13 protein-coding genes are annotated in these 14,327 nt (G+C 29.1%); 8 read left to right on the top strand and 5 right to left on the bottom strand.

Annotated elements, in window-relative coordinates; genetic code table 11:
* The first annotated feature begins 84 nt into the window (after nt 1-84).
* The 4 genes from lepB to H9I45_RS16360 all read left to right on the top strand — a co-directional run bounded on the left by lepB (nt 85) and on the right by H9I45_RS16360 (nt 3,551).
* Nucleotides 85-1,782, top strand: a complete 1,698-nt coding sequence (gene lepB / locus H9I45_RS14745; protein ID WP_088354363.1) for a signal peptidase I — start codon at nt 85-87, stop codon at nt 1,780-1,782.
* Between the two features lie 79 nt (nt 1,783-1,861).
* Complete coding sequence (locus tag H9I45_RS14740; RefSeq protein WP_088354364.1) at nt 1,862-2,458, top strand: WbqC family protein; 597 nt, start codon at nt 1,862-1,864, stop codon at nt 2,456-2,458.
* 67 nt (nt 2,459-2,525) lie between these two features.
* Nucleotides 2,526-3,101 carry a Crp/Fnr family transcriptional regulator gene (locus tag H9I45_RS14735; protein WP_088354365.1) on the top strand — a complete coding sequence of 192 codons (576 nt, stop codon included), beginning with the start codon at nt 2,526-2,528 and terminating at the stop codon, nt 3,099-3,101.
* A 141-nt stretch (nt 3,102-3,242) separates the two neighbouring features.
* On the top strand, nt 3,243-3,551 hold the full coding sequence (locus H9I45_RS16360; RefSeq protein WP_088354366.1) for a DUF6122 family protein: 309 nt from the start codon (nt 3,243-3,245) through the stop codon (nt 3,549-3,551).
* On the opposite strand, the gene H9I45_RS14730 is transcribed toward H9I45_RS16360, so the two are convergent.
* Genes H9I45_RS14730 through H9I45_RS14710 form a run of 5 tightly spaced genes read right to left on the bottom strand, consistent with a single transcriptional unit; the run spans nt 3,530 to nt 10,158 of the window.
* Nucleotides 3,530-5,032: a lipopolysaccharide biosynthesis protein gene (locus H9I45_RS14730; protein ID WP_088354367.1), complete on the bottom strand. Its 1,503-nt coding sequence runs from the start codon at nt 5,030-5,032 to the stop codon at nt 3,530-3,532. The genes H9I45_RS16360 and H9I45_RS14730 overlap by 22 nt on opposite strands.
* Nucleotides 5,033-6,298, bottom strand: a complete 1,266-nt coding sequence (locus H9I45_RS14725) for a glycosyltransferase family 4 protein (RefSeq protein WP_088354368.1) — start codon at nt 6,296-6,298, stop codon at nt 5,033-5,035.
* Nucleotides 6,295-7,485: a glycosyltransferase family 4 protein gene (locus H9I45_RS14720; RefSeq protein ID WP_088354369.1), complete on the bottom strand. Its 1,191-nt coding sequence runs from the start codon at nt 7,483-7,485 to the stop codon at nt 6,295-6,297. The genes H9I45_RS14725 and H9I45_RS14720 overlap by 4 nt, the downstream gene beginning before the upstream one ends.
* Complete coding sequence (locus H9I45_RS14715) at nt 7,482-9,902, bottom strand: YfhO family protein (protein ID WP_088354370.1); 2,421 nt, start codon at nt 9,900-9,902, stop codon at nt 7,482-7,484. Before H9I45_RS14715 ends, H9I45_RS14720 begins: the two co-directional genes overlap by 4 nt.
* Before the next feature lies 1 nt (nt 9,903).
* The gene (locus tag H9I45_RS14710; RefSeq protein ID WP_088354371.1) at nt 9,904-10,158 is read right to left on the bottom strand and encodes a DUF4834 family protein; all 255 of its coding nucleotides are present in this window, start codon (nt 10,156-10,158) and stop codon (nt 9,904-9,906) included.
* 177 nt (nt 10,159-10,335) lie between these two features.
* Between H9I45_RS14710 and H9I45_RS14705 the strand changes: the two genes are divergently transcribed.
* From H9I45_RS14705 to H9I45_RS14690, 4 genes are all read left to right on the top strand, one after another.
* Nucleotides 10,336-11,505 carry a transporter gene (locus tag H9I45_RS14705; RefSeq protein ID WP_088354544.1) on the top strand — a complete coding sequence of 390 codons (1,170 nt, stop codon included), beginning with the start codon at nt 10,336-10,338 and terminating at the stop codon, nt 11,503-11,505.
* 13 nt (nt 11,506-11,518) lie between these two features.
* Complete coding sequence (locus H9I45_RS14700) at nt 11,519-12,637, top strand: GTP cyclohydrolase (protein WP_088354372.1); 1,119 nt, start codon at nt 11,519-11,521, stop codon at nt 12,635-12,637.
* A gap of 205 nt (nt 12,638-12,842) precedes the next feature.
* Complete coding sequence (locus H9I45_RS14695) at nt 12,843-13,550, top strand: 16S rRNA (uracil(1498)-N(3))-methyltransferase (RefSeq protein WP_088354373.1); 708 nt, start codon at nt 12,843-12,845, stop codon at nt 13,548-13,550.
* Between the two features lie 71 nt (nt 13,551-13,621).
* On the top strand, nt 13,622-14,263 hold the full coding sequence (locus tag H9I45_RS14690) for a DUF4159 domain-containing protein (RefSeq protein WP_088354374.1): 642 nt from the start codon (nt 13,622-13,624) through the stop codon (nt 14,261-14,263).
* Nucleotides 14,264-14,327 lie beyond the last annotated feature (64 nt).

Raw genomic sequence — 14,327 nt, 5'->3', positions numbered from 1 at the left:
TAACAGAACTAGATTAAAATCTTCTAATTAGAAAACTGATTATTTTCGGGATTATATAACTCGATTAAAAATAAAATAAGAATTATGACATTTATTGAATGGTTTATCTTTTTTTTAGTAATTCAAGTAATCCACTTCTTAGGAACTTGGAAACTATATGTAAAAGCAGGTAGAAAAGCCTGGGAAGCAGCAATTCCTATTTATAACGGAATTGTTTTAATGAGCATAATCAACCGCCCAAAATGGTGGATTATCTTGTTGTTTATTCCTATAGTTAACTTATTAATGTTTCCAGTAATTTGGATTGAAACTATTCGAACTTTCGGTTTTTACAAAAAACTAGATTCATTTTTAGTAATTGTAACACTTGGATTGTATATTTTTTATATCAATTATGGAACAGATGCAACTTATAATACAGAAAGAAGTTTAAAACCACGCTCTGAACTTGGTGAATGGGTAAGCTCTATTACTTTTGCAATTATTGCTGCAACTTTAGTGCACACCTATTTTATGCAACCTTTTACAATACCAACTTCTTCTTTAGAAAAATCTTTGTTGGTAGGAGATTATTTGTTTGTAAGTAAATTTCATTATGGAGCAAGAGTTCCTTCTACAGTTATTGCGGCACCAATGGTACACGATTCTTTGCCATTTACAGGGTCTGCATCTTACCTTAAAAGACCACAATTACCTTATACAAGATTACCTGGACTTCAAAAAATTAAAAACAACGATATTGTTTGTTTCAATTGGCCAGCAGATTCTTTAAAAACAATGTGGGGTGATAATTCTGGGAAATACACCTACAAACCTGTTGATAAAAGAACAAACTACGTAAAACGTTGTGTTGGTATTGCTGGAGATTCTTTAGAATTAAAAGATGGTTATGTGTATATTAACGGAAAGAAAAACGAACTTCCTTACAGAGCGAAAATTCAGTTTTATTATACGTATGAAGCAAAATCTGCAATAAGTAGAAATAACTTTCCTAAATTTTTAATTGATAAAGAAAGAACAAACGTTTATAAAATTTCTAATGAATATTGGAATGATAAAAGAGTGCAAGAAGCTTTCGAAAAAGGAGCGAATTTAACAAAAATTGGTTCCGATTCTTTATATACTGAAGTTGCTGGAGGAGTTTCTCAAAACTTGGCAAGTCGTCTTAAAATGACAAATGTAGCTAATAAAATAAACATTAACCTAACTGATGATGAAGTTGAGGAACTCAGAAAATTACCTACAACAGTCTCTTTAAAAAAGATAAATTACGGAGCAGATAATGCTATCTTTCCTCATGTAAAAAAATTAGGTTGGAGTCAAGATAACTTTGGACCAATTTACATTCCTAAAAAAGGAGCAACTGTAAAAATTGATGCAGAATCTTTGCCTTTTTATGAGCAAATAATTAAAAATTACGAAAATAATAATATATCTTCAGTAGGAGATGCTATTTATATTAATGGAGAAAAAGCCGATTCTTATACTTTTAAGCAAGACTACTACTGGTTAATGGGAGACAACAGACATAATTCTCTGGATGCTCGTTATTGGGGTTATGTTCCTTTTGATCATGTTTTAGGGAAACCTGTTATGATTTGGTTTAGCTGGGATGCAAATGCACCCACTTTTGGTGCAAAATTTAAATCTATAAGATGGGATAGAATGTTTACCACAGTTGGTGGAGATGGAGAACCTGTTTCTTACAGATATATAGTTTTTGGTTTAATTGCTTTGTATATAGGTTATAGTTTCTACAAAGGAAAGAAAAAGAAAGCTTAAAATAGTTTTCAGTATTCAGTTATAGTATTCAGTTCCAAAATACTGAAAACTGAAATTGAATACTACAATCTAAATTTAGATGTCTATATTTATACCCACTTACTTCTCTCCTATATCTCAATTTTCCGAAATTGTTAAAAAGGATACTGTTACTTTCGAAATGGAAGATAATTTTCAAAAACAGAGCTATAGAAACAGGTGCTACATATATAATAGCAATGGAAAGCAGCTTTTAAGTATTCCTGTAAAACATAAAATTACGGACGGAAGAAAAAAAACGAAAGACACTTTAGTGGAAAATGATTTTCCATGGCAAGACCAACATTTTAAATCTCTACAAATTGCCTATAGAACTTCTCCTTTTTTTGATTTTTTCGAAGACGATCTTGCAATTATTTTCGAAAAAAAATATAAATTTTTACAAGATATAAATATCGATTCTTTCTTATTTGTGGCAGATGCACTTCAATTAGATATTAATTTTATTAAAACAAAATTTTTTATTTTAGATTCTAAACAACAAGACTTTAGACATTTAGCCGAAGTAAAAAAACAGCCAAAAAAATTGGTAGATAACTATATACAAATGTTTGACGATAAACATGGTTTTCTTCCAAACCTCTCCATTTTAGATTTACTTTTTATGGAGGGTCCAAATTCTATATCGTATTTATAAAAAAAAATCAGTAGATTGCATTTTCTTATTCGTTTACAAAATCCTAAAAAACGAATAAGCATGTTTTATGAAAGCCGTATTTAAGATTATAGAATCATTTGGTCCTTTACCAGCGAACTCTAAGAAAGATTTAGTATCACTTATATCAAAAAAAACTTTAAAGAAAAAAGATACATTTTCTAGAGCAGGAGAAATTCCTGAATATATTTACATATTAGAATCTGGTATTGCTCGTTCTTACTACACAGACGAAAAAGGAAAAGAATACATTAGAAACTTTTTCACTCCAATTAGAGCTGTAGGCGCATTAGGTGCTTTAATTTTAGACAAACCTTCTAGATTCAGTTACGATTGCCTGACTGATTGTACAATTTATTGCATCAATTTTAAGGAGTTTAAAAAATTAACGAAAAGAGACCCTTTAATATCTAACTTGTACGTTAAAGTTTTAGAAGTGGTTTTTTTAGAATTAGAATCTAAGGTATATAATCTTTCTGTTTTAAATGCCACACAAAGGTATATTAAACTAAAAAAAAGGATTCCAGATATCGAGAATAAAATACCTCTTTATCACATAGCTTCTTATTTAAACATTACTCCTGTGCAATTAAGTAGAATTCGTAAAGAAATGTATTCAAAATAATTTAATCTTTAAACATAGGTTAATTCTAATTAGATAAATTTACTTTAAATTTGTTATAAACATTATATTCCCCAAAATACTAATACTTACTATTAATATGAAAGACTTATTTTAAAAATAAGTCTTTTTTTTTTAACAATAATGACTCTAAAAATCTTAATACATTACAGTTTGCACTTTCTTGTGCCTTTATTTATTGCGTTATTCTTTTATAGAAAAAAATGGAGATTCGTTTATCTAATTTTTTTAGCGAGCATGTTGGTAGATTTAGACCATTTACTAGCAACACCAATTTTTGAAGAGTTTAGATGTAGCATTAACTTCCATCCATTACATTCTTATATTGCCATCGCATTTTACTTTTTAGGTACATTTTTTAAGAAAACAAGAATACTTGCTTTTGCCTTACTACTACATATGTTTGCAGACTATTTAGATTGTCTTTTGTAGAATTTTTGTAATAAAATATCAAATTCGTTAGAGATATTTAATTTAAAAATTATATATAAATAAATAACAGTAATTAAAATACTTTTTAGAATAATGTTGATAATTGGAGAAATAGAAAAATTAGCAATTTCAATTTCAGGAAGTGGGAAATTCCAAAAATAAAAGAGACAGAATAATACTACAATTATCGCAAACATCTTTAAGGACTTTGGCGTAAAAGGTGTAATTCCGAATTTCTTATGCACAAACCATAGCTTTACTGTATTAAATAAAACAATTGTTAATAGTGTTGCTAATGCCAACCCATCTGTACCAAATTCTAAATTAAAATAGAATAGGTTATTTAAAAAATACACAGTTATAGACATTCCCAAAGCAATTGGCAAAGCAACTTTATAGAATTTAGAGTTGTTAATAATAGCTCCATTACTTCCTAAAAACATAGTATATAATTTTGCCAAAGAAATCATTAAAACCACCAATTCTCCACCTTGATATCCTTTTTCTGGCATCAATTTAAAAAGTTCATGTACCCCACAATTTACCAAAATAAAGAACAAACCACCTACTAAAAAAAGATTGATGGAGCTTTTCTTGTATAAATTTTCTACTTCTACTGTATTAAATTCGTTTAGAGATTTAGAGGTTAATGGTTGCAAAATTTGCGTCATTGCTCTACTTGGCGCCTCTATAAAAGAACCAATAAAAACTGCCACAGAATAATAAGCAGCTTTCTCAATTGTATCTTTTCCAGGTATCATAATTTTATCGATATCCAATAAAATTGCACCAGCACTTCCTGCCAAAATAATGTATAATGAATATCTTATTACTTCACCAAAGTTGTCTGGTAATTTTAAAGTGATTTTTGGCAAATACATATAAAAAGCATAACACATCATTACTAAAGCTCTTAAAACATAAGCAAAAGTTAAATACCAAATAAAGTCCGATTTTGATATAAACCCGAAAAAAACCGCTAAAAGCAGTATCATAACTACTACTCTATTCCACAATTCTTTTAAAATATTCCCAAAAACAGTTTGCAAATGTACTTTCGTCCAAGAATAAAAAAGCTCGAAATAAGCACAAGAAATAGCTACTAAATAAATTGCAAACGTATAACTTACTATAACTTGATTTTCTTCAGTTACCTCACTCATAATCCAGTCGTGAACATTGTCCCAAAAGAAACCTAAAGGCAAAGAAATTAATAAAGGTAAAAACAGAACAGAAGATAAAAACCTGTCTTTTTGTTCTTTAGTTTCGTAGGAAGAATAAAATTTTACAATTGTATATTGAATTCCAAAAGCAGCTAAAGGCATTATTAGATTTGATGCAGAAAGCAAGAATGTAACCATTCCATAAAATTCTGACTTTAAAATTCTGGGATAAAAAACAATGGTATTAATTCCTCCAACCAAAAAAGCTGCGTAAATTATAATCGTATTTCTAAAAGATTGTTTTAGAACAATGCCCATTTATGTGTTTATTTTTTTAATGATTTCTGCTAATTTCTTTGTTAATTCTTTACGATGATATTGTTCGATATTCTTCGTATTTACTGCTAAACTTCCATTTTTATATTCGTTGTATAATCTTAAAATTTCTGAATTTAGTTTTTCTTCATTATTATAATCTATAACAACTCCAGCATTTGTTTCGCTTAGTATTTCTGCTAAATCTCCATTTTTGTTAGCCATTGCTAAGATAGGTCGTTTTGCTGTTAAATACTCAAATAATTTTCCGGTTAAAATCCCTTCACTTTTAGCTACATTCGGTATTAACAATAACAACACCTGAGATTTTTTCTGATGAGAAATCGCTTTCTCATGAGAAACATAACTTTCAAAATTCGAATATTCTACTAAATTGTTCTTTGCTATTTCTTGCTTTACTTCATCTGCAATATCTCCAGTAAAGTTTAATTGCAAATCGTTTTTTAAATCTTGGTTTTCTTCCAATAAATTTCGCAAGACTTTAAACAATAATTTAGGATTACTCTGTTTTGGCAACAGACCAATATAAGAAATCGTGAATTTTTTATCTAAAACTACAGTAGTATTTTCTAAAACCTCATCATCAAAACCATTTGTAATTACTTGAACATTCAAAGCGGTTTTTACAAATTCTTTTTTTAAGGATTTACTTACAGTTAAAACACAATCTGCATTTTTTAAAACAGATTCTTCTAACTTTTTATTTTTGTTCTTAGCAAATTTACCTTGTTTAAAATCTTTTGTATAATACAAATCTGTCCAAGGATCTCTAAAATCTGCAATCCATTTTATATTATTATTTTGATGTAATTTCTGCGCGATTAAATGCATGCTATGAGGTGGTCCTGTAGAAATAATCACATCAACTTTATTTTCTAAAAGGTACTTTTGAAGAAATTTAACTGAAGGTTTTACCCAAAATATTTTCGGATCTGGAATAAAAATATTTCCTCTTAAAAAAGATAATATTTTATTATTACCCAAATTCGAAACACCTTTATTTCCCTTGTTTTTCTTCTTCCAAAATAATACATTTTGTGGATTCCAAATTGGTTGTTGTAAAACTGTAATTCCTTTAGGAACTTCTTTAACTAGCGAACTATCTTCTTTTGGATAGTTTTCATCTTTAACAGTATATACAATAGGTTCAATACCAAAATCCTGTAAATATTTTACAAACTTTAACCAACGTTGAACGCCTGAACCACCTGCTGGAGGCCAATAATATGTAATTATTAAGACTTTCAATTTTTTAAATTTGCGTATAAATCGATTAGTTTTTTGGAGGTTTGTTCCCAGCAAAATTCATTTTTAATAAATGCTTCTCCGTTTTTACCTAAAGTTTCTCTCAATTTTTTATCATTATATAATTGTAAAACTTTATTCGAAAAATCTTCGATATCTTTTTCTGTATGAACCAAACCAGTATTCGCTTTTTCAATGAGTCTTTTTTGAGCAATTGCATCGCTAACTAACAAAGGTTTCCCTAAGCTCATATATTGGAATATTTTATTTGCATATGCAACATCGTGTTGTAAATTTCTGTGCAAAGGAGAAATACAAACTGCACTAGCAATTATGTAAGATTGAAATAACGAAACATCTTGCCAACCTTCAAAATCGACAAAACTTTCCAATTCCAACTCTTTTACTTGCTTCATTAAAATAATGTCTGTTGTGTTTTTACCAACAATAACTAGCTTAATATTCGGAATTGAGTTTTTTAAAATATTTACTGCACTAATTGCAGTCTGCAAACCTCTTCTTAAATGTGTATCTCCTAAATAAAGCAATACAAAATCGTTTTTATATTTCTCTACAATTTTATGGTTAAGTGTATAATTTTCAAAAAACGTTTTTCTAATGGTATTTGGCACTAAAACCAACTTGTTTTCACAAGAAGGAATTCTAGTTTTTAAAGTTTCTAAAAATTCTGGAGAAACAGAAATTACTTTATCTGCTTTATGAATAAATTCTTCCTCCTTTTTTTTCCATTTTTTAGGTGATATAATATACTTTCCTGGGAATTTCTGCAAATGAGGATACAATTTCATAACCTCTGGCATATTATCATGCAAATCTAAAACAACTGGAAGATTGTATTTTTTGTTCAATTTAAATACTGCTTCTGCAACTCTAATATCATGAATATGCAAAGCTTCAATCTTGTTTTGCTGAATGAATGTATCGATTTTAGCTTTCATCAACATAGAATACACTGGAATTGTATATGCCAAAGCAGACAATTTATATTCTAATTTATTGGAAGAAAATCTTCTTATTTGAATTCCGTTTATAATTTCGGAATCCTTTTCATTATCATATTTTAAGCAGAATAAAAAAACTTCGTGTCCGGAATTAACTAAAGAAACTGCTTCATTTTCAACCCTTGGATCTGGTGGAAATGGAGCATCTAAAATCATTCCAATTCTCATGATTTCTTTTTCTTTTTCTCTTCATAAAAACACCATCCAATGGTTATTAAAAACAACAATCCATAAGAAGAAAGCGAAAGTATTTTTCCTTGCTGGATTACTTTCGGTTCAAATTTGAATATAATTTTATGTTCTCCTGCTGGAATTACCATTCCTCTTAGCACGTAATTTACTCTAAAATGTGGCATTAAAACACCATCTATATATGCATTCCAACCATTTTCGTAATAAATTTCAGAAAATACAGCAAACTGTTCTTTTGTTGTTTTAGATTCATAAGTCAACTCGTTTACCTTATAATTTGTTAGTTTTATAACTGCTGTAGAATCTCTTTCTAAAGATTTGTTAAATTGAATTTTCCCAAAATCTTCATTTCGAATTACTGTTTCTTCTTTTGTATTTAAACTATCCAACGCTTTTATTTCTGCATTTGCAGTTTCTACTGGAATAATGGAATTTACAAACCAAACATTTCCATTTGCATCTTGGTTTTGCTGTGCTTGAACATTTCCTTTATCATCTGGAATAATAAAATACTTCGTATTTAACATGTTTAAAACCTCCATGTTATTTTTCGCGATTTGGTAATCGAATAATTCTTGGTAACGCATCATTTTTGCCGCGTGATAACCTCCAATAGAATTATGAAAATAAGAGGTAGTTCCATCATTCATAGGATCTGTAGCAAAATTCGCTACCCTATAATTGGTTTTATCTTGGTTAATTAATTTATCTGCTTCTGAAGCTACAAATGGTTTTTCAATTTTTCTTGCTTGTTTAAAATCTTCTTCATTTACATATTTCTTGTCTATGGAAATTAAATCGAAAATAACCAAAACTAACAACCCTAAAATAGCAAAATTTTGTTTTAATTTTCCTTTTAAAAACATCCAAAGTATTCCTGTTGAGAGACCAACTAAAATTAAAGAACGTAAAGAATCCATTAGAAGCATCGATTTTCTATCTGCAATAATTGCATCTTTTAATCCTTCTAAACTATCGTAATTGCTATCTCTTAAACCTTCGAAAGTCGAAAACATATGAGCCAAAATAAATCCTGTAATTATTAACCCTCCAAAAACATACATCGCTTTTTTTAATGCATTTAGTTTTTCTTCTGATGTAACTTTTGATGAGAAAAATTCTTTTAATGCTAAGATTCCTAATAAAGGAACACACAATTCTGCAATAACTTGTATGGAAGAGACTGCTCTAAATTTATTATAAAGTGGTACATAATCGATAAAGAAATTCGTAACAATATCGAAATTTCTTCCCCAACTTAAGATTATTGAAAATATTGTTGCTGCAACCAACCATTGTTTTAATCTTCCTTTTAATAAGAAAATCCCTAGGAAAAAGAGAAAGAATATAATCGCTCCAATATATGCTGGTGCCTCTAAAATCGGCTGATCTCCCCAATATGTTAACACTTGCTCAGAATAATCGTCTGCAACTTTTTTACCTGCTTTAGCTTCAATTAATTGATAAAAATTAGAATTCTCCCCTAATTTTTCTACAGTTCCTCCACCCATAAAACGTGGTATAAATAAACTAAAAGTTTCTAATTTAGAGTAACTATATTGTGTTATATATGCCTTATCTAAACCTTTAGTAGCCTCTTTTTTACTTCCATCTACTGCAATTGTTAATTCCGATTTTCCTCTGGTACTTGCATCAGAATATTCTTTCATTGCCATTAAACGAGGCGCATTTGCTCCAATTCCTAAAACAACTGCTGCAAGAATTACAGCTGCTTGTTTTATAAATGGAGACAACCTTTTTTCTTTTAATGCATTTACAAGTTCTACAATCCCTAAAATTAGTATCGAGAATCCTAAATAATAGGTCATTTGTATATGATTTGCATAAATTTCTAACGCCATTGCTAAACCTGTAACAACAAAACCAAGTACATATCTTTTTTGAAAAACCCATATAATACCTGCCAAAACCAAAGGCATATAAGCGATTGCATGTGCTTTTGCATTATGGCCAGCTCCAAAAATAATAATCAAATAAGTAGAAAACCCAAAAGCAAGAGACCCTAAAATTGCCAATCGCCAATCGACTTTTAAAGCCATCATTAAAACAAAAAAGCTTAAAAAATAAAGGAAAGTATAATCTGCTGGTCTTGGTAAAAAACGAAGAACTTTGTCTAAACTTCTTACAAAATCATTCGGATAATAAGCACTTACAGAATAGGAAGGCATTCCACTAAAGGAAGAACCAGTCCAATAAGGTTCTGTATTGGTTTCTGCACGAAAATCGTTTATATCTTTTACCATTCCTCGAAACTGAGTAATGTCGGATTGATTTAACTTCTCGCCTTTTAAAACAGGATGAAAATAAATAATAGATGCCAATATAAAAATGACGATTGCTATTAGATATGGCAAAAATTTGTTCAATTTCATATTATTCTATTTCTTCAAAATCTACATATTCGCCAACAGAATCTTTACTTTGTTGGTTCTTAATTGGTTTTTTGTCAATTATCGTTTCTCCCTCTCTTACAACCTCTTTTTGTTGTTTAGTTCGAAACTGTTCTTCTGCTTTTTTCTGCATAGTTTCTGCAGCTTTCTTAATTAATACAGGTGCAAAAAGTCTTGCTAAGAATTTAAATCCGTAGTAAAAAGCAAGTATAATAAGGAGTGTTTTAAGTAAACCCATTTAAAATTATTATTTAAAAAATCAATCAAAAATAACAATTTGAGTACAATTGACACGTTAACTACTTATAAAACTTTCACAAACCTAAAAAAGTAGGTAAAGCTTTTTAAAAATAGCAATTTTGTTCTATGTTTGTGTTGTATGCCAAAAACGAATTGTAAACCTTTTACATCTTATATGAACTCTAACCAAAAAACTCTTTTTTTATTATTTTTCTTGGTTGGTTTTCATTCGTTTTATGCACAATATACAGATGTTATAAATTCCAACAAACCTGGTTTTTCTGAGAGTCCTTATAGTGTAGGAACTGGTGTTTACCAATTCGAAAGTAATTTATTCTATAGAAACACAAGTATCGAACGCACTTTTTCTAGACCACAATCTTTTGGGATTGATGTGCTTTTTAGAACTAGTTTTTTTCTTGAAAGATTAGAATTAAATACCCAATTTTCGTATCAAAATGATAAAGTTGCTTTTAAAAATATTTTTACATCTCATTATTTTACTTCTGGTTTTGGGAAAATGACGATTGGAGCAAAATATTTGTTGTATCAACAAGAATATGAAGATAAAAGTAAAGAAGTTAGAAGCTGGAGAAAAAGACATGCTTTCGACACGAAAAGACTTATACCATCCGTTGCAATTTATGTAGGTATGAATACAGATTTTGTAAACGATATTTATAAAACTGGTGGAATTACGCCAAAAGTAGGTGTATTACTTCAAAATAATTTAACCAAAGATTTTAACGTAATTACAAATGTATATTATGATAAAATTGGAAGCGATTTTGCTGAATTCTCTTACATAATTACTGCAACTCAAAATTTTAGCGACCAATGGTCTACTTTTTTTGAGAATCAAACCGTATTTCAAAAAAACCAAACAAACACAAATTTAGGAACAGGTTTGGCATATCTTTATAGTAGAGATTTGCAAATTAATGCTTCTGGGAGATTACTTTTAGAAGGTAGAACAAAAGGCTTTTACGCAGGTTTAGGAGTTTCTTACAGGATTAATAATCATGAAGATTCCTATACAGAACTAGATGAAAATGGACAAGCATTAAAAGACACACCAATTACAAGATATAATAAAAAGCAAAATAGTTTCTTTAACAGATTTTTTAATATTTTTAAGAAGAAAGATAAAAGTATAAGAACCAGACCCAAAAGAAGCAGAAAATCGGAATCTAATAACAAAGAAGGTGGTTTTTTCTCTCGTTTATTTGGCAAAAAACAAGCGAAACCAAAGAAAAAAGAAACAGAAATCGAAAAATTAGAAAGAGAAATAAAAGAGTTGGAAGAGGAAATGAAAAAGCAAGAAAAGAAAAAAGGTAATAATTAAAATCGGTTTTTAAATGATTACACTAAAAAAAATAACCAATAAAAAGGAAATGAAGCTATTTGTTACATTTCCTTTTTCACTTTATAAGAATAATAAATATTGGGTACCACCAATAATTAAAGACGAAATAGACAATTTCGACCCAAAGAAAAATCCTGTTTTCGAAAATGCAGATGCACAATTTTTTATTGCTTTAAGAAATGGTAAAATTGTAGGTAGAGTTGTAGCTATTATCAATTGGTTTGAAGTGGAGAAACAACAAATTAAAAAAATGCGTTTTGGCTGGTTTGATGTAATTGACGATATTGAAGTAACCAAAGTTTTATTAGAAAAAGTAAAAGAAATTGGTTTAGAAAATAAATTAGAATATATAGAAGGGCCTATTGGGTTTAATAATTTAGATAAAACTGGTGTATTAACAGAAGGTTTCGATCATTTAGGAACTATGATTACTTGGTACAATCACCCTTATTACAAAGATCATTTAGAGCATTTAGGTTTTGTAAAAGAAAAAGAATATTTAGAAAATAAGTTTAAATTCGAAAATGTAGATGGCGTATATTTTGATAGAATTTCAAATATTTTAAAAAGACGATTTAAACTAAAAGCTTTAGATTTTACAAAAACAAAAGATATTTTACCTTATGTAGATGAAATGTTTAAAGTTTTTGACAAAGCTTATTCTAAACTCTCTACCTACGTTCCAATTTCTGATGCACAGATTGCATTTTTTAAAAAGAAATATATTGGTTTTATAAATCCTGAATATATTAAATTTGTTGTAGATGAACATAATAAACTAGTAGCTTTTGCGATTGTAATGCCTTCTTTTTCTGAAGCTTTGCAAAAAACAAAAGGAAAATTATTTCCTTTTGGTTTGTTTCATTTATTAAATGCCAGAAAAAACGCAAAAGATGTTACTTTCTATTTAATTGGTGTAGATCCAGAATATCAAAATAAAGGAGTTCACGCGATTATTTTCGATCAATACACAAAAACTTTTGCAAAAAAAGGCATTGTAAATTGCATTCGAACACCAGAATTAGAAGACAATGAAGCCATTAAGAAGATTTGGGAGAATTTCGATCCTGTAACTCATAAACGAAGAAGAACTTATAGGAAAAGTATTTAAGTTGGGACTTCGAAGTTGGGAGATGGAAGATGGAAGATGGAAGATGGAAGATGGAAGATGGAAGATGGGAGATGGAAATTTAAAATAAAATTTTTCAACAATTGTCATTTCGACTTTATAGAGAAATCTCAACCTTGAAACCTTGAAACCTTGAAACTAATTTTCCTAACTTTGAACTTTAAATAAAGAACTTTGAATAAACAGCATGCAACTATTTTATAATTCAGAAATTTCTACAGAGACACAACAAATTACTTTCGATAAAATTGAGAGTAAACATATTGTTCGTGTTTTACGTAAAAAAGAAAATGACGTTTTAAAAATAACAAACGGAAAGGGTTTTCTTTTTGATGCTAAAATTATTGTTGCAAGTGATAAAAAATGTCTTGCCGAAATTATTTCATTCGAAGAAAAACCAAAACCTTGGCCTTATTACTTACATATTGCAATTGCACCCACAAAATTAAACGACAGAACAGAATGGTTTTTAGAAAAAGCCACAGAAATTGGTATCGATGAAATTACACCAATTATTTGTAGCAATTCCGAAAGACGTGTTGTAAAGCTAGAGCGTTTCGAGAAAATTATCCAGTCTGCAATGAAGCAATCTTTAAAATTTACACTACCAAAATTGAATGCTCCAATAAAATTTAATGAGTTTATCAATCAAGATTTTGAAGGTAATCTTTGTATTGCACATTGTGAAGACCAACAGAAAAATCAATTAAAATCGGTTATTAAACCCTCAGAAAAAACAACAATTTTAATTGGTCCTGAAGGCGATTTTTCTACTGAAGAAATTAAAAAAGCGTTGGGTAAAAAATGCATTCCTATTTCTTTAGGAGAAAGTAGGTTAAGAACAGAAACTGCGGCTTTGGTTGCTGTAAATATTGTTTCGTTTATAAACGAGTAATTTTTATCATCGTTTTTTAATACTCAAATTCTAATTTATTATCTTGCTTCAAATTCTATTGAGAATAATTTATGAAGCAGATTCTAAGTATCTTTTTTACTTTTTTATTTTTTACAATAAATGCGCAAGATGTTGCCATTTTAAAATACAATGGTGGTGGAGATTGGTATTCGAATCCTACTGCAATTCCTAATTTGGTGGACTTTGCCAATACAAACATTAAAACTAACATTGCTAAAATTCCGCAAACAGTAGAAGTTGGGAGTCAAGATATCTTTAACTTTCCTATGGTTTTTATGACAGGTCATGGAAATGTTTATTTTTCTGATGATGAAGCCGAAAACCTAAGAAATTACTTGATTTCTGGTGGTTTTTTACATATTTCCGATAATTATGGTTTGGATAAATTTATTAGAGCCGAACTAAAAAAAGTATTTCCAAAATTAGAGTTTCAAGAAATCCCTAGCAATCATCCTATTTATAATCAGACTTTTAAATTTCCGAACGGAATTCCGAAAATTCACGAACATGATAAAAAACCTGCACAAGGTTTTGGTATTTTCTATGAAGGTAGACTACTTGTTTTTTATGATTACGAAACCGATTTAAGTGATGGTTGGGAAGATGAAATTATACATAACAATCCTAAAAGTGTTCGAGATATAGCCTTGAAAATGGGCGCGAATATTATTGAGTACGCGTTTAAAAATTAGTTGGGAGTTGGAAGGTTGAAGTTGGGAGTTGGAAGGTTGAAGTTGGGAGCTTGAAATTGGGAGT

The organism is Polaribacter haliotis (genome assembly GCF_014784055.1).
GTDB classification, from domain to species: Bacteria; Bacteroidota; Bacteroidia; order Flavobacteriales; family Flavobacteriaceae; genus Polaribacter; species Polaribacter haliotis.
The sequence above is the reverse complement of the archived record's forward strand: the minus strand, read 5'-3'. Positions and strand labels throughout refer to the sequence as shown.

Coding starts and splice junctions, on each gene's coding strand:
- H9I45_RS14695 (WP_088354373.1), top strand. CDS start 12,843: ATGCAACTATTTTATAATTCAGAAATTTCTACAGAGACACAACAAATT.
- H9I45_RS14715 (WP_088354370.1), bottom strand. CDS start 9,902: ATGAAATTGAACAAATTTTTGCCATATCTAATAGCAATCGTCATTTTT.
- H9I45_RS14705 (WP_088354544.1), top strand. CDS start 10,336: ATGAACTCTAACCAAAAAACTCTTTTTTTATTATTTTTCTTGGTTGGT.
- H9I45_RS14730 (WP_088354367.1), bottom strand. CDS start 5,032: ATGGGCATTGTTCTAAAACAATCTTTTAGAAATACGATTATAATTTAC.
- H9I45_RS14740 (WP_088354364.1), top strand. CDS start 1,862: ATGTCTATATTTATACCCACTTACTTCTCTCCTATATCTCAATTTTCC.
- lepB (WP_088354363.1), top strand. CDS start 85: ATGACATTTATTGAATGGTTTATCTTTTTTTTAGTAATTCAAGTAATC.
- H9I45_RS14700 (WP_088354372.1), top strand. CDS start 11,519: ATGATTACACTAAAAAAAATAACCAATAAAAAGGAAATGAAGCTATTT.
- H9I45_RS14735 (WP_088354365.1), top strand. CDS start 2,526: ATGAAAGCCGTATTTAAGATTATAGAATCATTTGGTCCTTTACCAGCG.
- H9I45_RS14690 (WP_088354374.1), top strand. CDS start 13,622: ATGAAGCAGATTCTAAGTATCTTTTTTACTTTTTTATTTTTTACAATA.
- H9I45_RS14710 (WP_088354371.1), bottom strand. CDS start 10,158: ATGGGTTTACTTAAAACACTCCTTATTATACTTGCTTTTTACTACGGA.
- H9I45_RS14720 (WP_088354369.1), bottom strand. CDS start 7,485: ATGAGAATTGGAATGATTTTAGATGCTCCATTTCCACCAGATCCAAGG.
- H9I45_RS16360 (WP_088354366.1), top strand. CDS start 3,243: ATGACTCTAAAAATCTTAATACATTACAGTTTGCACTTTCTTGTGCCT.